This is a genomic window from Tenacibaculum agarivorans (assembly GCF_001936575.1).
Taxonomy (GTDB): domain Bacteria; phylum Bacteroidota; class Bacteroidia; order Flavobacteriales; family Flavobacteriaceae; genus Polaribacter; species Polaribacter agarivorans.
Window position 1 is genome coordinate 237,865 of the sequence record NZ_MSMP01000002.1, and the last position, 25,722, is coordinate 263,586.

Annotated in this window: 14 protein-coding genes; 6 read left to right on the plus strand and 8 right to left on the minus strand. The window is 30.6% G+C overall.

Annotated features, from left to right (window positions below):
- Positions 1-2: 2 nt before the first annotated feature.
- Positions 3-326: a histidine kinase gene (locus tag BVC87_RS02570; RefSeq protein ID WP_075340781.1), complete on the plus strand. Its 324-nt coding sequence runs from the start codon at positions 3-5 to the stop codon at positions 324-326.
- A gap of 5 nt (positions 327-331) precedes the next feature.
- Complete coding sequence (locus BVC87_RS02575; protein ID WP_075340782.1) at positions 332-1,057, plus strand: LytR/AlgR family response regulator transcription factor; 726 nt, start codon at positions 332-334, stop codon at positions 1,055-1,057.
- Between the two features lie 443 nt (positions 1,058-1,500).
- On the opposite strand, the gene BVC87_RS02580 is transcribed toward BVC87_RS02575, so the two are convergent.
- On the minus strand, positions 1,501-3,510 hold the full coding sequence (locus BVC87_RS02580) for a tetratricopeptide repeat protein (RefSeq protein ID WP_234974625.1): 2,010 nt from the start codon (positions 3,508-3,510) through the stop codon (positions 1,501-1,503).
- A gap of 206 nt (positions 3,511-3,716) precedes the next feature.
- Between BVC87_RS02580 and BVC87_RS02585 the strand changes: the two genes are divergently transcribed.
- The gene (locus BVC87_RS02585) at positions 3,717-3,995 is read left to right on the plus strand and encodes an STAS domain-containing protein (RefSeq protein WP_083629211.1); all 279 of its coding nucleotides are present in this window, start codon (positions 3,717-3,719) and stop codon (positions 3,993-3,995) included.
- A 340-nt stretch (positions 3,996-4,335) separates the two neighbouring features.
- Here the strand turns inward: BVC87_RS02585 and BVC87_RS02590 are convergent, their stop codons facing one another.
- From BVC87_RS02590 to BVC87_RS02600, 3 genes are read right to left on the minus strand one after another with little or no spacing between them, the layout of a single operon-like run.
- Positions 4,336-5,871, minus strand: coding sequence for a cellulase family glycosylhydrolase (locus tag BVC87_RS02590; RefSeq protein WP_075340784.1), 1,536 nt, complete (start codon positions 5,869-5,871; stop codon positions 4,336-4,338).
- Positions 5,865-7,067 carry an Ig-like domain-containing protein gene (locus tag BVC87_RS02595; protein ID WP_075340785.1) on the minus strand — a complete coding sequence of 401 codons (1,203 nt, stop codon included), beginning with the start codon at positions 7,065-7,067 and terminating at the stop codon, positions 5,865-5,867. Before BVC87_RS02595 ends, BVC87_RS02590 begins: the two co-directional genes overlap by 7 nt.
- Positions 7,067-10,156, minus strand: a complete 3,090-nt coding sequence (locus BVC87_RS02600; protein WP_075340786.1) for a hypothetical protein — start codon at positions 10,154-10,156, stop codon at positions 7,067-7,069. Before BVC87_RS02600 ends, BVC87_RS02595 begins: the two co-directional genes overlap by 1 nt.
- A 179-nt stretch (positions 10,157-10,335) precedes the next feature.
- Here BVC87_RS02600 and BVC87_RS02605 point away from each other — a divergent pair, with 179 nt between their 5' ends.
- Positions 10,336-11,496 (plus strand): response regulator, encoded by a 1,161-nt coding sequence (locus BVC87_RS02605; protein WP_075340787.1) that lies wholly within the window; start codon positions 10,336-10,338, stop codon positions 11,494-11,496.
- 256 nt (positions 11,497-11,752) lie between these two features.
- Here BVC87_RS02605 and BVC87_RS02610 read toward each other — a convergent pair whose 3' ends face one another.
- The 4 genes from BVC87_RS02610 to BVC87_RS02630 form a co-directional block, all read right to left on the minus strand.
- A complete protein-coding gene (locus BVC87_RS02610) occupies positions 11,753-12,367 on the minus strand; it encodes a response regulator transcription factor (RefSeq protein WP_075340788.1) in 615 nt (204 codons plus the stop codon).
- The gene (locus tag BVC87_RS02615) at positions 12,364-15,255 is read right to left on the minus strand and encodes a sensor histidine kinase (RefSeq protein ID WP_083629213.1); all 2,892 of its coding nucleotides are present in this window, start codon (positions 15,253-15,255) and stop codon (positions 12,364-12,366) included. The genes BVC87_RS02610 and BVC87_RS02615 overlap by 4 nt, the downstream gene beginning before the upstream one ends.
- 225 nt (positions 15,256-15,480) lie before the next feature.
- Positions 15,481-16,524, minus strand: a complete 1,044-nt coding sequence (locus tag BVC87_RS02625; RefSeq protein ID WP_143569698.1) for a hypothetical protein — start codon at positions 16,522-16,524, stop codon at positions 15,481-15,483.
- 23 nt (positions 16,525-16,547) lie between these two features.
- The gene (locus tag BVC87_RS02630; RefSeq protein WP_075340792.1) at positions 16,548-17,645 is read right to left on the minus strand and encodes a hypothetical protein; all 1,098 of its coding nucleotides are present in this window, start codon (positions 17,643-17,645) and stop codon (positions 16,548-16,550) included.
- 214 nt (positions 17,646-17,859) lie between these two features.
- On the opposite strand from BVC87_RS02630, the gene BVC87_RS02635 reads away from it, so the two are divergent.
- Both BVC87_RS02635 and BVC87_RS02640 read left to right on the plus strand, forming a co-directional pair.
- Positions 17,860-24,117, plus strand: a complete 6,258-nt coding sequence (locus BVC87_RS02635) for a BspA family leucine-rich repeat surface protein (protein ID WP_075340793.1) — start codon at positions 17,860-17,862, stop codon at positions 24,115-24,117.
- A gap of 21 nt (positions 24,118-24,138) precedes the next feature.
- Positions 24,139-25,092, plus strand: coding sequence for a PorP/SprF family type IX secretion system membrane protein (locus BVC87_RS02640; protein WP_159439309.1), 954 nt, complete (start codon positions 24,139-24,141; stop codon positions 25,090-25,092).
- The last annotated feature ends 630 nt before the right edge of the window (positions 25,093-25,722 follow it).

Consider the following 25,722-nt stretch of genomic DNA (forward strand, 5'->3'; position numbering starts at 1 on the left):
TCATGGAAAAACCCAGTTTAGAATATTTACACGAATTAGCAAGAGGAGACCATTCTCTGATAGATCAACTTACAGAAGTGCTTTTAGCCGAATTCCCAATTGAAAGAGAAGAATATTATGAAAGTCTGAAAACAAAAGACTATAAATTAATAGGACAAAATGTCCATAGAATTAAGCATAAAATTATTATCTTAGGATTAGAGAATGCTTATGAAATTGCAAATCAATTTGAACACGATTTAAGAGATGATAATTTAGACTCAGATAAAGTAGAAGAATTTGAAAAGATTTTGGGTTCCATCTCAGATTACTTGAAAACGATTTAAATTTTATGGATTGTATTGTTATAGACGATGAAAAAATGGCAAGAGTTATTATTAAAACTCTTTGTAAAGAAATAGATAATTTAAATGTTATTGATGAATTTTCTAATTCAATGGAAGCATTTAAGTTCTTACATTCTAATGATGTAGATCTTATTTTTTTAGATATTCATATGCCTGGTTTTACGGGGCTAGATTTTATAAAAACATTAAAAGATCCTCCAAAAGTCATTTTTACTACAACTGACGCTCAATTTGCAATCGAAGCTTTTGAATATAATTTTATAGTAGATTACTTGTTAAAACCTGTAACTGCTGAAAGATTTGAAAAAGCAATTGAAAAAGCAGAGAAATTATTTTATTTAGAGAATTTAGATACTCCAGAGAAAAAAGAAAATAGGGAGTTAGTAGAAGAAGAACCACAAAATGATTTTTATGTGAATATTGATAGACGTTTGGTAAAAATAGATTTACCAAGTATATGTTTTGTGAGAGCTAAAGGGGATTATATTTATGTAAAAACAGATGATAATGAATACGAAGTTCATGCATCATTGAAAAAGATAGAGCAAAAATTGCCAACGTCTCTGTTCCTGAAGGTACATCGTTCCTATATTATTAATGTGAAAAAGATTATTGATATAGAAGATAACAGTGTATTGATAAACAAAGATGTCATTCCTGTGAGTAGATCTAATAGACCTGATTTAATGAAAAGATTGGATTTACTGTAAGAGAGCTTTATTATTTATGATGCGGTTTACTACTAAATAGCTTATATATTAGCCAAAATTTGTCTTTACAGACGAAATGTAGTGTAGTGAAGTAATCTTTTTATTATTTATCGAGAATAAGATTAAAAGGTAAAAAATGGCAGATTGCTTCGTGCCTCGCAAACACATTTTTTGTAAAGTTTTGATTTTTTATAATAAATAACGTGAATCTCGTTTAAGAATAATAGTGTCACTTCGAGTGAAATTATTTGTAATAACATGAAAAATAATTTTGTATCGAGAAGTAATACTCTTGTTCTCGATACGATTTTATTTCATTATCATTCCGTAAAATCACTCGAACTGACAAGAATTCCTTATCCAAAATTCACGTTAAATAAGTCTGTAAGTAAAAGATTAAATATATTTTAATCAACTTCAAACTTCAAACTTCAAACTTCAACTCAAAACATTTTGGAAGTTGTAAACACAGGTTTTTTAAGGAAATAGTATTTGAATAATACTCCCATTTCAGTAAAGGTAAAACCAGTAGCAATTGTTGAAGCAATATTACTATGAGTTCCAAATATATGTAGTAAGCTCCTATTGGAAAGTTTATAGCCCAATTTACCTTGAAATCGATACGTATTTTGTTTATCCTGATCTTCTATATATTGGAAGCCAGTAGCGGCGGTTAATTCATAAAACCAGCCTTTTTCTTTTACACTGGCATCAGGTTTAATAATGTTTAAAAATACTTCTGCCGCATTAAAACGTTCTGGACTAAAATAAATGGTTGGAACCTGATTTTTAAAAGATATATTTTGATAATTAACACCAGCTTTTAGTGAAGGCTTTTGTAATAAGGTATAATATAGTGATATGAATAATAAGTTTCTAGTGTTGTTGTCGTTTTGAGAAGTATAGAAATATTGAGAAAAGAACCCGAGATTAAAATTTGTATTCAAACTATAATTCATAAAAAAGTTATCTTGAATAATTTCTCGATCTTGTAATTCTGTATTAAAATTTTGGATTTCCCTTTTATATCCAAAATCAAGATTTTGAAGTTTAAAAGGTCTAAAATTAAAACTCAAATTGGTTAAAAACTGATTGTAATCATTCACTTCAGATTGTGATGAAAAAATACCGATATCACCTGTAAACGTTAAATTAGTAAGGAGTTGATAAGATAAACCAAGAGAAGCATTATTGGAATTAGCATTAATATTACTTATTGAATTTGAATTGGTTCTGTAATTATAACTTCCCATTAGTTTAAATTTTGTTGAAAGAGGAAATTCTGAACGAACTAAAAAAGAATACGCTTCATTATTACCATTATCAAAAGAATACGAAGCTCTAGAACTCACAAAAGGTGTAAATGTTCGATCTAAATTTTTTATAAAGTTAATAGCATCTTTCTGGTTGGTATAAAATTCTAATGTTTTATCAGCATACTTGTAAGCTTCTTTCGTATTTCCTATAGCTTTTAAAGCATTGGCTTTTCCAAGATTTCCATCAAAAGAAGCACTATCCTTTTTTAATATTAAATCATAATCTCGAATACTCTTTTTAAAATCATTTTTATAAATGTTTAAAGTAGACCTCAAAGCAAGTATCCAATTTTCAGGAACTCTATTTTCTATAGTCAAACTATTAATCTTTTTCTCAACTTCAGAAAATTTTCTATTCCAAATTAATGCCTGAATATATCGTTCATTTGTACGCTCTTTAATACTAGTCACTGTTTTATCATCGATAAGTTCTACAGCTTTTTTACTGACAAGTAAAGCTTGTTTATCATTCTCATTTAAGTGATATACTAGAGAAATTCCATTTAAAGAAATAAGTTGATTATTAGGATTTTTTCCAATACGCTCAAATGTTTCTTGAGCTTTTTCATTTTGTTCAGAAATAAGATACAAGTTTGCTAAATTTTGTAAAGTTTCAGCATCATTAGTAAAGTCTTTTAAATTTTCTTTGAGTATAGCTTCACCTTGGTTGTAATCTTGAGATTGTATTTTATCATTAGCTAAACCAAATCGGATATATTTTTTAGATAGTAAAGCATTTTTATTTCCTGGTAATACAGTTAAAGCTTTATCTACATACACAATTGCTTTGTCATATTTTTTAAGATTAGAAAGTGTGTTTGCATAACCTAATAATGCAGAAAAACTGGTAGCGTTTTCTTGTAAAAGAGTAACATAAAAATCTTCAGCTAATGAAAAATCAGTATTCCATAACAAAGACTCGGCATAATTCAATTTTACTTCAAAATCAGATGGATAGTCACGTAGTAGGTTGGTAAAAAGTGTTACAGCTTCTTTAGAATTTCCACTCAGTCCAACAGCTCTACCATAACAAAGGCGTGCAGTTTTGTTGGTTGGGTATTCTTTTAAAACTTGTTCGAAAAAATCTTTTGCTTGCTGATATTTACCATTTTCTAAAAAGTCAAATCCCTTTTTCATATCCTGGGTATACAAAAAATGACTTATGAAAAGTACTAAAGAAAGGATAAGTTGTTTGAGTTTCATTTTGCTTTTTTGTTGATTACAATTTAAGCAATAGTATTTAATCATTAGACCTTAAAAAACGGTTTTTCACCTGTTTTTTACCTTTTTTAGAGGAAGTAAAGAAGATATTTGTTTTGACACTAACAATTAAAATAAATATCATGGCTTTAAAAATATTAGAAAAAAAAGGAACACTATATTTAGATGGTAGCATAAACACAACAACTACAAAATCATTTATGAAACATATACAATTTTATGTTGAAAAATTTGAAAATGTAATTATAAATATAGATAAAGTTAAAGAGATTGATATTGATGGTTTACAAGCAATAAAATCATTATGGAGATCAAGCTTAAACGAAAATAAAAACTTTTCTATCCTAGGTTATGGGTGTAAAGATATTTATGATGATTTCTATTCAGAGCCATTAGCTTAAATGAGCGTACTCGGTTTTTAATTATTCAATTAAACAGTACCTATTAGATAAGTAAAGTCATGTATTAACTTGAATCGTTTAAAAATGAGTGTGTCACTTCGAGTGAAATTCACTAAAGTAAAACGAAAATGAATTTTGTATCGAGAAGTAAAAACGTTGTTCTCGATACAATTTTACCTCATTATCATTCTGTAAAATCACTCGAACTGACAAGGTTTTTTTATCCAAAATTCACATTAACTAAGAATAGGTAAAGCCAAATATATTAGATATTTATATAGATAAACTTAGAAGAATAGTAGCATAAATAGTAATTCCTAAACAAGTTTTTTAGCTACAATTATTTAGAGATATGTTCAAATGAAGGTTTTTTATTCCCTTTAACATCAATAAAACCAAATCTTTTTTGTGGTTGCACTCTCCAAGGAAGTTTACCAACCACTTGTTTAGGAACGGTATTGAAGTCATAAAGGGTCCAAGATATGAAGGGGATGCCTCTTAAAGTGAGTACTTTTTGCATTTCCTTATGGTATGTAAGTTGTTTCTTTTTAGAATTTTGAAAAGGTTTCCAAAAACCTGAGTATGAAGAGGTTCCAAATTCACCTAGGACAATCCCCTTGTTTGGAGCTTCTTCTTTTATTTTATCATAAGCTGCCTCAAAGTTTTTATAATCTTCATAGTAGTGAAAAGAAATAAAGTCTACCTTGTCTTTTAAAATTGAAGCACTTTCGGCATTAGACCATCCTATTGTAACAGGATGATTTTTATCAATTGATTTTATTAAGATAATAAGATGCTCTAACCAAGAAATAACTTGTTGCTTTCCCCTCGATTTAAAATCTAAATTAGGTTCGTTTTTAACATCCCAAGCTAATATCGCATTATGATCTTTAAGCTTGGTAACAATAGTTTCAGCATGTCTATGATTTAAAGTCCAGTCAGTAGTATCATAATTTCCATAAAAATCAAACAAGGTAACAATTACACCTAAACCACTTTTTTCAGCTAAATCTAATACTTGAGTTAATTTTTTAAGCTTATCTTCTTTAACTTTAGCCTTACCAAATTCTTCATAAGGAATAAAAATTCTAATCGTATTTAAATTGGCATCTTTAATAATCTGAAAGTCTTTGGCTATGATTTTTGAATCAAATTTATCACCAAACATGGTCCAAGGAGTATCTTGAGGATAGTAATTAATTCCCTTAATAGTTGAAAGATCTATAGAAGAGGGAAGAATAATTTCATTTACTTCTTTAGTATTTTCTTTTACCAAATGTCGAATTCTCCAGAAACCATCTTCTGCTAAAAGGATCATTTTATAACTTGATTTTTCAGTGGTTTCCAATAGAACTTCATTACTTTTTAAAACTTTTTTGTACTGAACTACGTCTTTATCCTCCAGAACAATTAACTGTCCATCTTCACTAAAAAATAAAACATCAGGATTATGTTCTAATGTTGTACTTTCTAAATGAATGTTTTCTTTTTTGTTGTAATCAATAAAATTGAAGAGATTTTTTCTAGCACTTTCAGTAAAATAATCATCAACTCCTTCAATAGAATTATTTCTATATGCCATTTGCTTAATATACCAAGCATCTAAATAGTCATTTTCTATATTATTGAGTACTTGCTCATCCATTTCTCTACCTTCATTCCCATCTTGCTTCCAAATAATTTTTGGTAAATATTGATCTTCTTTTTTTACTTCTGTATGTAGTATCTTGGCTCTTTCTGCTCCAATGTTAAAAAAACTATATAATGAACTAAGCAGAAAAATAACAACAGAGCTAATGAGTACATAAGATAGCATTAATACTATTCTTAATATTTTTCTATTGGTATTTACCCTAATTTTAGTATTGTTTACCATAGTTTAATGGATTTATAGATCTTAGTATTGCAGGCTGATGTAATTTGTATTTCGTAATTCCCAGACTTATAAATATTGGGGTTTATCTTAAAAGTAGTAAATCCATCTTTAGATTGCTCAACTATTTTATTTAAAAATTTTCCTTCTTTATACATAGATAATTCAATTTGTAAACCATCAGGAATCATTTGTTCCATAAAACTTATAAGTGGTCCAACAGTGATTATTCTATTATCTTCTGAAAACTTTACAGGTATTTTGTGTATTACTTTAGCATAAGAAATTTGTAATACATCACTATTAGCAATACCATCAATAAAAGCTTTGATATTCCAAGTGGCTTCACAATCAGGGTGAATTATAGATGCTGTAGCAATACCTCTTATTGTAGTACCAGAGGTGTTTAAAATATTTCCATCTTGATTCGTTATAAAGAAATCCACAAAAGTTCCGTCGCTTACTACATTATTATTTTTATCTCGTATGATGGACGTATATAGCGTGGTAATTTGATTACCGTCAGCATATTTATGATCTCTTTCATGAAAAACTTTAAAATTCTTTCCAATTGCGGGTAATATATCTAAGGTATATTCTTTAGAATTCAGCTCGTATGATTCTGTAGAAATTAACATTCTTCCAGATGGTGTAGGAGAGAAAATATTGAGATAACCAATCAAATCTTTAGTTAAAATGGTTTGCTTGTTTTCAGATTGTAAAAACTGCCGTTTTACGTCAACTTTTGAGTTTTCAGGAATAGGATTATCTAAACTATCAGTAGGGATTACAATAATCATAGCGTAATCAATTCCTCCTGCTTCTATAGTAGGAGGACCTATATAGGTTTCTAAAGAGGTTGGTTTTCGGTAAGAAGTAATTGAAAGTTTTCCAGAGATATTTTGATTATTTCCAATGAGTTTCCAATGTAGAATACCTGTTTTATTACTAATAAATTGTGGTATGTTAAAAATAAGTATATCCTCATTCTTATCTGGAGTAATTAAGGTACTACCATAACTGTTTGTACAAAACAATTGGTATGATGATGTATTGCTTTTATTTTTAAAAGATAGAGATATCGTATCACCAGCATAAAAATCTTTTTTTTCCGTTATCAGAAATAATGAATCTTGGGCTGGAATTGCAATAGCAATTAGCCAAAGAAAAATAAAGAGAAATTGGTGTTTACTATTCATTATTTGGGATTTCCTATGAAACTATTCATTTCTATTTTAATATAATCGTACAGAGGATGGTGTATCTTTTGTAAAACTTCATTTGTATGATTGGTGATTCTATTAGGTACAATTTTATAAGATACATCTTCATTAGGTAGTCCATTTACATAACAATTACTCATATCTACATTAATAATATCTACTATCGAATTTTCGATAAATCTATAATCAAAGTATAGTTTTCTATGTTGTCGTATTCCTTGATTTAAATATAAATGATCTACCCAAGCTATTTCTTTGTTTTTAGTGTAATATGTTATAATGAGTTGAGGAACAGTGATTTCTTGCAATCCACTATTGAAAATCGTACCATTTAAACCTTTAGATTCTATGTTAATATTACTCAATACATGATCCTTATATAAATCAGAATTAGAAACATTTGCGGCTAATTGTAAATTGAATTTTGTAGGTTGTTCCTCTAATTCAATAGGTGTAAATTCATCAGGATCAAATTTTTTAGGAATAGAATCTTTGGTTTTAGACCAAGCAATTCCTTCAAAATTAATTCTAAAAGAACTCACTTCCTTAGGCATTAATTTATGTTTAACAAGATGCTTAGCATTATATGTTGCTAACTCTTTATTTTGATCGTTATACAACGTTCCTTTTATAATAATGTCAGCAGGAGTATTATCAATATTCTGTATTTTTCCAATTATAGCGTAACTATTTTTAAACTTTACCAATTTAGCAACTATGATTTCCACAACAGGTTGTTTTAAAATATCTTCGTGGTGAGTTTGTTCTGTAGTAATACGCTTTCTACCTTGGTTGAAATACCCCGTTTTATTTTTAGAATACAGTTGATCAGGTGGTAAATCAGCTTCTTTCTCTTCAGGAACTAAAAACCAATTCCTTTTTAGTTTTACTAATGTTTTATATTCAGTTTTATTAATTTTTTCTAAAGGTGTAATCCAATTAGTTTTCACTTCCATAGTGACTAAACTATCCGTTTTTTTTAAGATTGTAGATTTTAGTGCATCTAGTTTAGCATAAGAACTTAATAGACCATCAGTAACTGAAATTTCTAACATATACTGGTCTATGGTTAAATTACTTCTGGGATCTATTAAACTATGTGCTGTTTTAAATTGTTTAAAATCTAGTGCATTGTAATAAGCCGTAATAACGTTTTTAGGAGATCTTTGTGAATCATTTTTAATATAAAAAAGATATGTACCGTATAGCATTACAATAATGACAAAAGCAGCCCAGAGATGATTTACTTTTAAAACTGTTTTAGAGAAGGAAGTATAATCATTTTGAAACTTAAGGTATTCTGGAGGAACTTTTGGTTTCATTCGAAGGCCATTTCTAAACAGAGGGAGAATATTAAAAATAAAAGCAACAATTACCGTAGTAAAAGGAATAATACCCCACATAATGTTTTCCCATTTATGAACACCATCTCTAGGTAAAATTGAAGAAAGAGGAGGGATGTTTAATCGTTCCCAAACCATAATCCCATTTTCTAATTGAGGCAAACGTTGCCAACCACAGAAATATAAAATAGGATCGTAAAATTTATCATTAGAAAAGATATATTTTAAGTTGTACTTTTCAGGAACTGTTAAAAATTGCTGTAAAGAACCTATTCCAGCAACGCCTTTAAATTTAGAATTTTCTAAACGCTCAATGGGTCTTGTAGTGAGTTCTGGTAATCGCCTTGCAGAATGATAATTCCCATCCACTGTAGTAGCATTGGTTTGTGCAGAGAGCCATGCCATTTGATCACCAAACCCTAAGGTTAAATACCTCCATTGATCATGTTGATCTTGGTTTAAAAAATTGACTATAGGAAGCATGTTTATTTTTTGAGGCTGAGAGGGTCTAAAATAGCCTAAACTTAATGTGAAAATAGCGAACCCTAGAAAAAATACAGCTAGAAATCCTCCTATTAATCTATGATACACAGCACCAAACTTACGTTGAATCAATTCTTTTAAGTCTCCTTCTACAAAACGATACGCAAATTCACCAAATAAGGGTAAAGACATTATGGAAGCCCAGAGCGTAAAACGATCCAAGGTTAAAATATTAAAAGCATTATCACCGAGTAACATTTTAGGAATTGGAGTGGTTCCCCCTGTACCTAAAATAATTAGCATTGAAAAGCATATTCCAAAAAACAAGTAGCGTTTACTGAAATATCTATAAATAAAATAAGGAAGGAGAAAGAGTAGTACTCCCCAAGGAATTAAAAAAAAGACCAAACCTGAAGAAAGAATTTCTAAAAAGTTATCTCTTGAACCATGAGGAATCGGTACCTGAGTAATTGGATTTCTTTTAGAATTAATCCAGTAGGGTAAAATACATCCTACAATAAGTACTAGTACTAAAAGTACAAAAGTGATGTTTCGCTTAAATGTTTTTCCAAAAACTTTTAAAAACAATTGTAATCGAATCTCTTTATAAGAATTTACTTGCTCTCTAGCGATGTCCATAATTACCATACCTACTAATGGTAAAATGAAAAAGACCATCCCAAATATAGGAGTTACATGGTGTGAGGTTACCGTCACGGATAGTAAGGATAGAGAAGTGAAAAAGTATTTATAATTTCCTGTTTTAAGCCATGAATATATTTCTGGTAATGCATGCATTAAAATTGAAATTCCCATAATACTTGGAAGCTGACCGAAAATGTGTAACGTTTCAACAAAAGAAGACGAAAATACTGCTAATAATGAGGAATATCCTGCTGTAGTTGTATTAGCGGTAATCAATAAAGAATACCGATAAACTCCTGTTACAAATAAAATAGAAACAATAATTGCTAGAGTAAATAGTCCGAATTTTAAACCACCGATTAGAGATAATGCTCCCATAGATTGGTGTACAAGAGGAGGGTAGCCCATAACAGAAAAACCAGTATACCACTTGTAACTCCAATGCTCAAACCAATTATCGGCGTAATGACCAGCAAAAAATAAATGAATTAAAGCATCATAAGTAGTTTCTAACGTAAAAAAAATAGTACTCCCATGAAAACCAATACATAATAGTATGGCACAAATTAAATATTTATTAGAAACTACTTTCATTAATAGGAGTGAATTCAGATAACATAAATATAAGTTTTTTAAATGATGTCTAAAACTAATTAAGCAATAGTAAATTGTTATTCGTCTTTAGAAAATCACTTTTAAATGGTAAAACTTTGTTATCTTTAGATAGTTAGCTAAATTGAAAAAAGTAGTTAACATTTAGAAAACCCCGAATTATGAAAATATTAGCTATAGATGACCAAAAACTGGTATTAATTCCCTTAGAAAATAGATTGAAAGAATTAGGCTATGAAGTCTATTCTGAAACCGACCCTAAAAAAGGAATTGAATTGTTTGACACCATTGATCCTGATTTAGTAATTGTTGACATAAACATGCCAAACATCCCAGGTATTGAAGTCGTAAAGTACATTCGAAAAGAAAAGAATTCTAAAACACCTATCATGGTATTATCAGGTAATACTGATGATAAAATGATTTCTAATGGTTTTGAGCTAGGTATAGACGATTACATGAAAAAGCCTTTAAGTTTAAATGAAGTATATGCTAGAGTTAAACGATTAATAGGAGCTCCAGATGTAGGAGATAACTTAAAAGAATATACGGGGGAAGAAATTATACAGGAAAGATGTGTAGGAGTGGTTATACCCTGTTATAATGAAGAAAAAAGATTGTTGAGCGAAGAGTTTACCAATTTTATAGATAAACATACAGGGTATCATCTATGTTTTGTAAATGATGGAAGTAAAGATAAAACATTGGAAGTTTTACATGCACTTAGAAAAGGAAGAGAAGACTTTATTACCGTTTATGATTGTGAAAAAAATGGAGGTAAGGCTGAAGCAGTAAGACAAGGAATGTTACATATGTTAAAAGATGAAGGATTAGATTACATAGGTTTTTTAGATGCTGATTTATCGACAGATCTAAGGGATTTTGATGATTTAGTTTCTACTATTGAAAATTCAGATTATAAAATTGTTAGCGGTTCTAGAATAAGCAGAATGGGAGCTAACATTACCAAAGAATCTGCAAGAAAAATTATTAGTCAGACGATTAATTTTATCATAAGAAAAATTCTTTCAATGGATTTTAAAGATACCCAATGTGGGGCTAAAATTTTTCATAGAGATGTGATTGAAATTTCTTTTAAAGATAAATTTGTATCTAAGTGGATTTTTGATGTAGAAATCTTTAGAAGAGTAACATTACATTATGGATTAGATAAAGCAAGGCAAATGTTGTGCGAGCAACCGTTAAAAAGATGGATTCATGCCGATGGTTCTAAATTATCGATGAAAGACTCTTTCAAAATTATTATGCAATTAGGGCAAATCGCCTGGCATTATAATGGTAAAAGAAAACGAATTGCGTAAATAAGGATCAGAAACAATTCTTGTCTTCACGAATAGCGTAATTTATGGAGTAACAAATTCATTTATTTCTTTCAATTTATCATTTTATTTTAAGATTATAATAGGCAGATAGATTGCTTCGCTCCACTGTGTTTTGCTCTCAAAGACACTCGGTTGTTATTAAGAGTTAGCAGTTTCTAGTATTTCGGTTGATTTCTCTGTTCCAAGTCATACACTAATCACTGATAATTGATAACTGCTCACTGATAAAACTGCTCTATCCACCATATTTCTCGATAATTTCCTTTTTACTATTTACTTGTAATTTGTCGTAGATATTTCGGGTGTGTGTTTTAATGGTATTAACAGATAAAAATAATTCCTCAGCAATAGAAGCATAACTTTTACCTTTAGCAAGAAGTGTTAGTATTTCATTTTCTCTCTCTGTAAGGTTTTTTTCATTGGGAGTTTGAAAAGATTCCACAACTTTTCTAGCAATATTACTACTCATTGGTGCTCCTCCATGATAGGCTTGGTTTAATGCATTTATTAATTCTTGAGGTGTAGTGTTCTTATTTAAATAACCAACAGCACCTACACATAAAGCATCAAAAACAAATTTTGAATTTTCATGAACAGAAATAATAATAGGAAGCACGTTAGGAATGATTTTCTTAATTTTTCGAATAGTTTCTATTCCATTAATACCACCCAATTGAATATCCACAAGCATCAAGTCAGGTTTTGTGTTTTCTTTGACAAATTCAATAGCTTCTTCACCTGATAAAAATGCTCCAATCACATTAAATTTATTAGAAGAGTTTACAATCTCTTCAAAAGATTCTAAAATGACTTGATGATCTTCTATGATTACTACGTTTAATTTACTCATTTTTTAGATTCATTTAAATTTCCTACAAAAGTTACTTTTACACCATTATTAGAGGTTATTGAAATTTCTTGGTGTAACGTTTTTGCACGTTCTTTCATATTTCTAATACCGTTTTCACGACCTTTTTTCTCCTGATGAAGTCCAATTCCATTATCTTTTAAACTTATTTTTAAGATGCCTTTTTTGATATTGAAGGTCAAAAAAACTTCAGAAGCTTGGCTATGCTTTAAAGTATTAGTCATGGCTTCTTTAAAAATTAGAACTAGTTGTTTACTCCAGTAAAAAGGGAGTATAACCTTTTCATCGCTAAAATTATTAGTAGAATAAAATGTTATCTCGGAGTTTTCAAATAATTTTTCACCAAAATCATTCAAATAAATTTGTAGTTGTTGTAAATCATCATTTTTATGATCTAAAGACCATATAAAATCTCTCATACCATGATAAAGATAATCTGCATTTTCTTTGATTTGGTTGATTTTTCTTTCCTGATTACTCATTGATTTTTCAGAAATCAATAAACCAGAAGTAATAGAAATACTAGCTAATTTATTCCCTAGTTCATCATGGAAATCTCTCGCTACATTTTTTCGAACCTCTTTAAGTGCTAATTGTAACTCTTCTTTTTCTTTTAAGGTTTTCTTTAATTCATTATTGTTTTGAATACTTTTTTTAAGCCCCCTAGATAATAACAGTATTAAAGTACCAGAGGCTAGTACAATTAAAAAAAAGTACAACCAAGTTTGTTCAAACCAAGGTAAAGTTATTCTAAATGTATATGTTTTAGAATATTGCCAATTACTAAGGTTGTCTTTAAACCTGAATTTGATATTATAATTCCCTTGTTTTATTTCGTTAAAATCCAGGTAGTTATTGGCAGTTTCAACCCATTTCTGGTTATTGAGTTTATAGGAAATAATAACAGATTCTGGATTAATATAATTTATAGTATTGAGGGTAAATGTATTTTGGTCTTGTTTCACTAAAAGTGTGGTGCTGTTTTTTGCTTGAAATGATTGAGAATTATCCATTTTAAACAATCCCTTATCACCCACAGCATATAAAAACTTTTTGTCAGAAACAATCTTTTTGATTGAAGAAGATTTTTGACCTAAGTTTTTATCAATAATATAAAAATTATTTTTAGTTAAAACATTTAAACCTTTTTGCGTGCCTGCCCATAAAACTCCTTTAGTATCTATATGTAAATTAGTTACATGATTACTAGAAAGCCCATGTTGTGTAGTGAAAAGCGTTGTTTTTTGTGGAGTAACTTTATGAACTCCTAAATTAGTTGCAACCCAAACGGTATCTTTTTGTACTACAAAATCATTACAAGCTTTTATTTTATAATCCTTGATTCTTTCCCATTTTTTGCTATCCCATGTATTTAGATCCAAAGCGTAAATACCCGGTCTACCATAGTTGATTAATAATTTCTTTTTATAAAAGAATGCATCCTTAGCAAAGTGTTCAAAATTATTTTGTATGGTATCAATATAGTTAGTTTTACCAGTAGAAATTTCATAAACGTGATGATGAATTTTTATACGTAAGCTATCAAACTTTACAACAAGTTCTTGATATGATTTATTTTCTATAAAATAATTTCCAATAGTAGAAGAGAAAATTTTTTTATCTATAAAAGGTGTTGTTAAGTTTATAGTGTCATTTTTTAGTTGAAATTTTTCTGTGTAAAATGGAATTTTCTTTGTTTTAATTTTTCCTTGAGATAACATGTATAAAAAACTATGAGACATAGTAATAATATCGTCATCTATAAGTCCTACAGTTCTTAAATCGGGGTTTTCAAAGGTCTCTTTTCCATAAAATGTATTATTAATATTCGGGACCAAAAATACACCTTGTCCGTAGGTGGTAACCCATAAATTTTTTTCTCTATCGAATAAAATATCAGAAATAGCGCTTTTAATAGAGAGTAGGGAAGATAAGTTAACTAATTCATGAGTGTTTAGATCATAAGAGTATAAAGTATTGTTACCTTTTTTAAGTGAGTGTATAAAGTATAATTTATTATTTTCTAATGTTATTTGATGACTTGTACCTTGACCGAGATTCAACTCTTTTTGAAAAATTAATTTTCCATGTTTATAAATAAAAAAAGTATTGAAAGAAGAAGCAACCAAGTATTGGTCATCCTTAAAAATTCCTTGCACTAGAATATCATTCAACTCTTTAATATTTAACTTTTTTGAAGAGAAATTTTGATCGATTTTATAAACCCCAAAGAAATCTTTATACCTCTTCTTTTCATTTATACCTGTGGCGTAAGCATAGATAACATTTTCTGTATTAAAACTATTACTAGGAAACCCATATATTGGAGCCACTTTAAAAAGAAGATCTTTTTGTAAACTATCTTGAGTAAACATTTTATTGACCATTGTATTGGTATTCCAATTATATAAAGAGAAAACAGCACCACCAATTTGGGTACTTACTGTAATAGAATCATTGATATGATGTAATACATTTATCTTTTTAAAACTATCTTTTTTATTATTAAAAGGAATGATACTATCATTTTTAAAAGAATGTAATCCACCTCCCCAAGTAGCAAGTAGAAGACGATCATTTTTTTTATCCTCTACAACATCAATAACATAATTAGATCTTAGATTGTTATTAACATAGTTTTTTACAGTTTTACCATCATATCTAGAAAATCCGTCATCAGTACCAATCCATATAAAACCTTGGGTATCTTGAATTATTTGGTAAGTTATATTATCCCCTAAGCCATCATCAGTAGTAATATTTTTATAGATAGGAATTTGGGCAATACCTATTAAACTATAAAAAAAGAGGTAGAATACTAGTATGAAACTATTAAATTTCAAAATAAAATACAGAATGTTATTCCTCATATTTAGGTTTGGGGGAAAACTAATGTGTAAACATAATCATAAAGATATTGCTGTACTAATTACCTCAAGAAAATTTTATATAGAGGGATTAAATTCACCCGTTTTGGGTGAAGTTATCGTTTTTAAGACAAAGATTGCTTCATTCGTTGCACTGCTTCGCAAAGACTTCCATGTTTACAAGAAGTTCAAAGTAAAATTACATCGAACTCACGTTATTTACAAAAGCTAATTAGTTATATAAAACTTACGCTCTAAAACAGGAGTCTTACTTCCTTTTTGAAGGTCCCTATCAAACAAACGTTCTAAGTTATTTCCTGAAATATCTTCAATTAATGGGTTACATTTTAAAATGTATGCATCAGAATTCCAATATTTAGAAGGAGTAAATACAATCTGTTGTTTGTTAGTTTCAATAGCAAAAACACCATCCATAACTTTTCCTTTGTTGTTAATTATGGTAAGATTATGGTACAAACTTCCATAATCTAAAACATCATTAAGATGGATAATTAAAGGAGCTTTTGTATTAGATTTAGGGAGTATGAAACGCCATTGTTCAATATTAGGTTGAGTCCTATCAGATTCAATAACACGAAATGAGTATTTAAAATCAACATTCATTGGTACTCCTTTAGTATCTTTTAAATTTTTATCAATGGCCAAGGTATACGATTCTCCTTCAACCAGAACTTCACCTAAATGTGTATTAGGACCTAAATCTCTCTTTTGTCGTCCAGGTTCAATCCATAATGTCAATAATTTACTATCATCAGAAAGCAAAGGTGTTTCTAGTGGTAATACAGCTCTATCTACTTTTGCTTTTGTTGTATTATTAATTAGCCTAATGTGATCATAAATATGTGTTGGATTTACAGGTGTAGAAAAAGAGATATACCATTTTAAAAAATTCGAAGGTAGTGTAGACGTTTTAGGATAAATTTCAGCTACTCTCAAATGATTATAATTTGCATCCAATGGAATGGAAAACGTAAAAAAATCATCGTTAAAAACAGCAGTATAAGTTGTATTAACTTGAAAGGGAAGAAGAGGAGTAAAAGTTAAGTATGATGAGTTTTGATTAATATTTCCAAGAATAGCTTTTTTAGTTGTCAATTCATCTTTTGTAGCATACTCCCCTATGAAAACAGAAATTTCATTTTTCTGATCTGTTGAACGAACTTTTACAAACTCTTTGGAAAAAGAAAACTTTGGAGATTGAGCATATACCTCCAAAGTTATCAATAATACTATAATTGTTAATCGTATCAATTGCTGTATAAATTAAAAAATGATTACAACCAACGATTAGAACTTGTTTTTAATACCAATTTACCATTAGCCTCGCGTTGTATAAATACAAACTCGGTATCGTTAAGCTTATCTAATTGTTGCACATTAACGAATGGTAAATTAATAAAATGTACCCCATCTGTTCCGGCACGTTCTTTTACTCTAGTGGTTAGAGTACTACTAAAAGATTCTATATCTGAAACTTTGAATTTCATTAAAGCTCTGTTAGAATTTGCCATTAAAATATAACGTTTACCATCTCTAGTCATTTCAATAATATCTAAAGGCGTATTCCAATTTCCCAATTCAGCAACAGTTCTGCCTTTGGTGTGCTCACCAGGAGTTAAATCTTTCATAGGAAAAACAACTAAAGGTGTACATGTATAACTAGCAATAATATGAGGCTCATTATTAATATTGGTAGTCATAAATGTTTTAATTGGAGCATGAGTTTCATATTTTCCGTGTGCAGCATGATAAATTTCTAACGAGCTATCCTTTTGTGTATTGGTAAAAGGGAAAGAAATTGCTCTAAAAGTTGACGCAAATTCAGCATTATTTAAACCAGAAACCATAATTCGTCCATTAGCAAATTGAATATCTGTGATAGCTAATTTACGCAAAGATCTACCTCTTCTATCTTTTGCATCTGGTTTTACCACATTAGTAACTGCTGTTTTAGAAAAAGAAACAGCATTTAATGGAATATTCTCTAGAGTATTGTTGTTCACTAAAAATAGAAAAGACTTTCCTGAACTGTGTTGAGCACCGATATAAATATTTTGGTTTGCAGGATTTACAACCATATCTATAATCTGCACCTGATCACTATCTGCACCTAAAAGTTCCCCTAAAAGTGATTCAATATCTTTTAAATAGAGTTTTTCATTCGTCGCTTTTTTAGCTGAACTCATATCAACAGCAACGATTTGAGAGTTTTTACTATCACCTAAAAATAATATTCCCTCTGGACCAAAAGTCATGGCATTAATGGAACCAATCTCCGGATTTCCAGTAACAAAGTCTTTCGTTAATGAATCATTTGCATGAATGGATACACACAATAATCCAATTAGTAATGTTAGTATTAGTTTTTTCATTGTTTGATCTATTTCTATCAAAATTAAACAATAAGAAACTTGATAGCAGTGAAAGAAATGTTAACGTTTTTAGAAAATCATAGGAATTAGATTATAAGAGATTTTAAAATATATAGCATAATATCAGATACATAGTATATCAAAACCCCTGAATTCAGGGATGTTGTATTTTGTTTTGAAACCTAATTTTGTTCATTAAACCAAATCGAAAAAGATGAACAAAAGAGTGTTGATAATAGTATTGTTTTTTCAATATATAATATATGGACAATCACCATTTATTACTACTTGGGAAACAACAGTTGCTAATGAGACTATAACTATACCAACATTTCCTGGAGAAACTTATAATTATACAGTAGATTGGGGAGATGGAACGGGAGTTACTAACGAAACGGGTGATGCAATACATACCTATGCCGTAGCAAATACCTATACGGTTTCTATATCAGGGAATTTCCCAAGAATTTATTTTAATAATTCAGGAGATAAAGACAAAATATTAACTATTGAACAATGGGGAGATCAAGTTTGGACTTCGATGGAAAATGCTTTCTACGGCTGTTCTAATTTAAATATCACAAATACAGGCATCGATGATCCTGACTTGACTAATGTTACAGATATGTCTAGTATGTTTTATCAAACGAGTTCTTTTACAGGAGCGCATATAGAAGGTTGGAAGACTGGTAATGTAACAAATATGACTTCTATGTTCGTTGATGCTATTGTATTTAATGGAGATCTTAGTGCTTGGGACGTTGGCAGTGTTCGATCCATGTTGAATATGTTTTTACGTGCTGAAAACTTTAATCAGGATATCAGTGGTTGGGATGTTCGCAATGTTCAAAGTATGACTGCTATGTTCAGTGGAGCGGTCAAATTTAACCAAGATATTGGTTTTAAGGTTAGTACAGGAAAAGGCTGGAGCACCAATAAGGTAGAAAGTATGAGTCAAATGTTTCATAATGCTACAGCTTTTAACCAAGACATTGGTGGTTGGAATACCAGTAGTGTAAGAGACATGAGTAGAATGTTTGAAAAGGGACCTTTTGCTGCAATGCCAAATAATTTTAATCAAGATATCAGCAATTGGGATGTGAGTAATGTTGAAGACATGAGTCACATGTTTTCACGTGCCGAAAAATTTAATCAAGACATAGGATTTAATGCTACTACAGGAAAAGGCTGGAATACCAGTAAAGTAAAAAATATGTACAACATGTTTTTTGGAACTGATGAATTTAATGGAGATATCAGCGGTTGGAACACAGGTAGTGTAGAAAACATGAGAGGTATGTTCAGGCAGGCTAAGAAGTTTAATCAAGATATTGGCGGTTGGGACGTGAGCAAAGTAACTACAATGACGCTCATGTTTACTGATGCCATAGTCTTTAATCAGGATATTGGAGGCTGGGATACTAGTAATGTAGAAAGAATGTCTAACATGTTTAATCGAGCTACAGAATTTAATCAGGATATCAGTGGTTGGGATACTAGTAAGGTGAAAAGTATGACCTCTATGTTTGCAGAAGCTGAAAATTTTAATCAGAACATCAATTTTGATGCTAGTACAGGTAGCTGGAATACAAGTAGTGTTACTAACATGAGTAAAATGTTTCAAGGCGCTAAAGCATTTAATGGAAATATTAGTAATTGGGACGTTAAACAAGTTACTGATATGAATAATATGTTTAATGGAGCTACAATATTTAATCAAGATATCAGTGGTTGGGCTGTTGGTAATGTAAAGAATATGGGAGCTATGTTCAGTAGAGCATCAGCTTTCAATCAAGATATTGGAGGCTGGGATGTACGAAATGTGAACTCATTTTCACAGATGTTTAATGGAGCTATTGAGTTTAACAAAGACATTGGAAATTGGAAATTAGAAAACGCTACTGAATTAAGTTTCATGTTTAAAGATGCGGTTAAATTTAATCAAGATATTGGTAAATGGAGAACATTAGGAAATACAACTTTTTTGAATCAAATGTTTGAAAATGCAATAGCTTTTGATCAAGATATCAGTAGTTGGGATGTCAGTAAAGTGGTAAATATGTTCTTAATGTTTCATAGAGCTAAACTATCTACAGCAAATTACGATGCATTATTGAAAGGTTGGAATGCACAAGTTTTACAACCCAATGTTAAATTCTCAGGAGGGAATAGTACCTATTGTACGGCAACCACTGAAAGATCTAATATGGAGATTAGTGATAGTTGGACAATTACAGATGGAGGATTAGATTGTAGCTCAACATCCGCTCCATTTATAGCCACATGGCAAACCACTACACCTAATGAATCGATAACCATACCAACATTCGCAGGAGAAATGTATAATTATACAGTAGATTGGGGAGATGGAAGTACTCCAACTGTTGAAACAGGAAATGCTACACATACCTATACATCTCCCAATACATATACGGTTTCTATATCAGGGGATTTTCCAAGAATTTACTTTAACAATAATGGAGATAAAGACAAAATAGTAACCATTGAACAATGGGGAAATCAAGAATGGACTTCTATGGATAGTGCATTTTATGGTTGTTCTAATGTAACAATAACAAATACAAGCATTGATGTACCTGATTTAACTAAAGTAACGAGCATGGTCCGTATGTTTAGTAATGCCACAGCGTTTAATGGAGATCTAAGTGGTTGGATTACCACTAATGTTGAAGACATGCGTTTTGCATTTACTTCTGCTGAAAATTTTAATGCAGATATCAGTGGTTGGGACACCAGTAAAGTAACTAGAATGAGCTATATGTTCAGTGTTGCAAAGTCTTTTAATAGGGATATTAGTAATTGGAACGTTGCAGCTGTAACTGAAATGTCAGGAATGTTTGCTAGTGCCTCTGAATTTAATCAAGATTTAGGAAAAGTAGGAGGTTGGGATACTAGTAAGGTTACAGATATGAGTTTTATGTTCCGAGGAGCTACAAAATTTAATGGAGACTTGAGTGAATGGAATACAAGTCTCATAACAAATATGAGTCAAATGTTTGCAAAAGCTAAAGTGTTTAATAGAGACATTAGCGATTGGGATACCAGTAGCGTAAAAAATATGATGTGGATGTTTGAAGGCGCTTCTGAATTTAATCAAGATTTAGGAAAAGTAGGAGGATGGGACACAAGTAGTGTAGAAAATATGACTGTTATGTTTCGGGGAGCTAAGAAGTTTAATGGAGATCTTAGTAATTGGAACACTAGTAGTGTAACTAATATGTCACTCATGTTTGATAGTGCATCTGCTTTTAATACAGATATCAGTGGCTGGAATACTGAAAATGTTACTACAATGGCTGGTATGTTTGGTTTTACTAAGTTATTTAATAGTGATATCAGTGGTTGGAACACTAGTAAGGTTACCAATATGGGATCTATGTTTAATGGTGCAATAGCTTTTGATCAGAATCTAGGAGGATGGAATGTGACTGCTGTTACCAATATGACTTCTATGTTTAAAGATATTAAATTATCTACAACGAATTATGATGCATTACTAAAAGGATGGAACGCACAAATTTTAAAACCGAATATAAATTTTGACGGAGGAAATAGCACCTATTGTACAGCTGAAACTGAACGAAACAATATAATCACTACTAATATGTGGATGATTACTGATGGAGGAAAAGAAGCAAGTCCAGTGGTAGATAATATTGCAGATGTCAATCAACCTGATATGTTTACTTTTCCTACAATTACAGGAAAAAATTTATCAGGTGCTGAAAAGTATTACACACAACCTGGAGGATTAGGAACTTCTTATATGGGTGGAGATATCATTAATTATGCAGATTTTCCTACCTATCCAATAATACTATATGCTTATGATACTGGAACATGTGGTGTTTCAGAAGTAAATTTTAAATTAACACTAACTAAAACTACAACCACAAAACCAATTACAATAACTGCGGATGCTAAAAGTAAAGTATACGGTTCAGCAGATCCAGTTTTAACGTATACTATTACTTCAGGAAGTTTAGATCCAGGAGATGTGTTAACTGGGGGATTGACTAGAGTAGTTGGTGAAGACGTAGGTAATTATACAATCAATAGTAATTTATCGAATTCAAATTACACGATTACGTATATTCCTGCAGATTTAAACATTACAGCAAAACCAATTACAATAACTGCGGATGCTAAAAGTAAAGTATACGGTTCAGTAGATCCAGTATTAACATATACGATTACTTCAGGAAGTCTAGAAACTGGGGATGTGTTAACTGGAGGATTAACAAGAGTAGCGGGTGAAGATGTAGGTAATTATACAATCAATAGTAATTTATCGAATTCAAATTACACGATTACATATATTCCTGCAGATTTAAACATTACAGCAAAACCAATTACAATAACTGCGGATGCTAAAAGTAAAGTATACGGTTCAGCAGATCCAGTATTAACATATACGATTACTTCAGGAAGTCTAGAAACTGGAGATGTGTTAACTGGAGGATTAACAAGAGTAGCGGGTGAAGATGTAGGTAATTATTTAATCAATAGTAATTTATCAAATCCAAATTATACGATAACTTATGTTCCTGCAGATTTAAACATTACAGCAAAACCAATTACGATTACAGCAGATGTAAAGAGTAAAGTATACGGTTCAGTAGATCCAATATTAACTTATACCATAACTTCAGGAAGTTTAGAAACTGGAGATGTGTTAACAGGAGGATTAACAAGAGTAGCGGGTGAAGATGTGGGTATGTATACAATCAATAGTAATTTATCAAATCCAAATTATACCATTACGTATGTTCCAGCAGATTTAAGTATTACAGCAAAACCAATTACGATCACTGCAGATGCGAAGAGTAAAGTGTACGGTTCAGCAGATCTTATATTAACGTATGCAGTTACTTCAGGAAGTTTAGAAACCGGAGATGTATTGACGGGTGGATTAACAAGAATAGCAGGTGAAGATATTGGTAATTATACAATCAATAGTAATTTATCGAATCCAAATTATACGATTACATATGTTCCAGCAGATTTAAGTATTACAGCAAAACCAATTACGATCACTGCAGATGCGAAGAGTAAAGTGTACGGTTCAGCAGATCCTATATTAATGTATGCAGTTACTTCAGGAAGTTTAGAAACTGGAGATGTATTAACTGGGGGATTAACAAGAATAGCAGGTGAAGATATTGGTAATTATACAATCAACAGTAATTTATCGAATTCAAATTATACCATTACTTATGTTTCTGCAGATTTAAGTATTACAGCAAAACCAATTACCATTACAGCAGATGCAAAGAGTAAAGCATATGGTTCGGTAGATCCAATATTAACTTATACCATAACGCCAGGGAGTCTAGAAACTGGAGATGTATTAGCTGGGGGATTGACAAGAATAGCAGGTGAAGATATTGGTAATTATACAATTAATAGTAACTTATCGAATCCAAATTATACTATTACGTATGTTCCAGCAGATTTAAGTATTACAGCAAAACCAATTACCATTACAGCAGATGCAAAGAGTAAAGTATATGGTTCAGCGGATCCCGTTTTAACATACACGATTACTTTAGGAAGTTTAGAAACTGGAGATGTGTTAACTGGTGGATTAGTAAGAATAACAGGTGAAGATGTGGGTACCTATGCAATTAATAGTAATTTATCGAATTCAAATTATACGATTACGTATGTTCCAGCAGATTTAAGTATTACAGCAAAACCAATTACGATCACTGCGGACGCAAAGAGTAAAGTATATGGTTCAACAGATCCCGTTTTAACGTACACGATTACTTCAGGAAGTTTAGAAACTGGAGATGTGTTAACTGGTGGGTTAACAAGAATAGTAGGTGAAGATGTGGGGATGTATACAATCAACAGTAATTTATCGAATTCAAATTATACGATTACATATGTTCCTGCAGATTTAAGTATTACAGCAAAGCCAATTACGATCACTGCAGACGCAAAGAGTAAAGCATATGGTTCAGCAGATCCAGTATTAACGTATACGATTACTGCAGGAAGTTTAGAAACTGGTGATGCTTTAATAGGGAGCTTAGAAAGAGAAATAGGTGAAGAAGTAGGTATTTATGAAATTTTTCAAGGTGATTTAGAAAATACAAATTATGACATCACATTTATATCAGCAAGCTTCGAAATAACAGGAATAAGTAACTCAATAGTTGAACTTCCAAATGTATTTACACCTAATGGTGATGGAACAAATGATGTATTTGAAATTAAAGATTTAGAAAAATCATATCCAAATTTTGAAATTCAGTTTTTTGATAGAAATGGATCTGAATTGTACTCCTATAGACATAACGGAAATCCATTGGATATCCCATTGTGGTGGGACGGAACTTTTAAAGGAGAAAAGCTACCTACAGGAACGTATTATTTTTCTCTAAACTATAACAATGGAGTAAAGAAACCAAAGACAACCTGGGTGTTTTTGAATCGTCAATAAATAGCTAAAATAAAGATGAAGATGTTTGAAAAAAAGAGAATACAAAGGATGAAAGTATCCATTCGTTATACCATTATCATAAGTATATTATTACAATGGAGTTTATTTGCACAGCAGTATCCACAGTTTACGCAGTATACTTATAACATGAACATTATAAATCCAGCTTATGCTGGTGTGAAAGATGCATTAAGTATTAATGTTTTAGGAAGAACACAATGGATTGGAGTAGAAGGAGCGCCTAAAACAGGAACCTTAGGAATTCACTCGTCATTGGGACAAAGTAGAAATTTTGGAGCAGGTTTTTCAGCTATTTATACAGAAGTGGGACCAGTGAAGGAAACACATCTTTATGGTGATTTAGCTTATAAACTGAATGTGTATAATGAAGGAGTTTTATCTTTTGGGTTAAAGTTTGGAGCTTCTCTTCAAAATTTAAATCAAGCGTTATTGAGATTTACTTCTAATGAGAATTTTAATACCAATCTAACCAATAAAACATATGCAAATTTGGGTTTTGGTTTATTCTTTTCGCAAGAAGAATTTTATGTGAGTTTATCAGTACCTAATGTGTTAAGTACAAACTTTTTTGATGTAGAGTCTACACTAGATACCACTAGAGAAGTGGCAAGAAATGGAACCGTATTTTTAGGGGGAGGTTATGTTTTTGAAGTCAGTGAATCGTTAAAAATAAAACCAGCAGTAATGTTAAGATATTCGTCTTCTGTCCCTTTTGCAACAGACATATCTAGTACAGCTTTTATAGATGAAATTTTTGAGCTAGGAGCTTCATATAGAATTAATGAATCTATTGCTGTGATTGCAGCCTTAAATTTAAATAAGAATTTTAGAGTTGGATATTCCTATGATTTTTCTACTGGAGGAATTTTAAATAGTAATGGATCACATGAGATCATGCTTCTCTTCGATATGGATCTAAAAGAAAGAATACGTCGGGTTCCAAAGTATTATTAACCTGAATTCAATTATTATTTTATCTAAAAATGCATAATAAGTTTTGAGTAAGTAAATTAACCTGTGGTACATTTGGAGTCAAACTATGTCAATTCGAGACCCACGATAAAAGTTTTGTGAAAAGACTGTAATGACATTTTACCAAGAAAACGACCTATTGATAAGAATTTTTAAAAATCAAGGTAGCAGGGTTGGCTGAAAGATGAAAAGCTGTTTGAGCTTTAGCGAGTTCTTTTCATCTGTGGCTGTAGATGCCGTAGTATTTTTAAATTCTTATCATTCTAGTCTTGATTTTTGTGAAGCCTGTCTTGAGTGCAGTCGAAAGGTTGCATCAAGGAAAAGGAGAGGAAATATAGGTTATTTGTGTGTTGGTGTAAGTGTTTATTATTTAGTGTTTTAAAAAAAGAGATCAATGATAGTGATTTTTTCAAATGAAATGAAGAAAAATTGTACTGAATCAAGTTCAGCAGAGCTATCGAGAATAAGAATTTTAACTTCAAAATAGTGCTCGACACACTTTTTCGTATATCAAAAGAGTACTCGAATTAATAATTTAAGATTGTTTAAGTTCCTAAATGTACAACGAGTTAAATCATTAAAATAAGCACGAATAATTGGAGTACAGTAGCT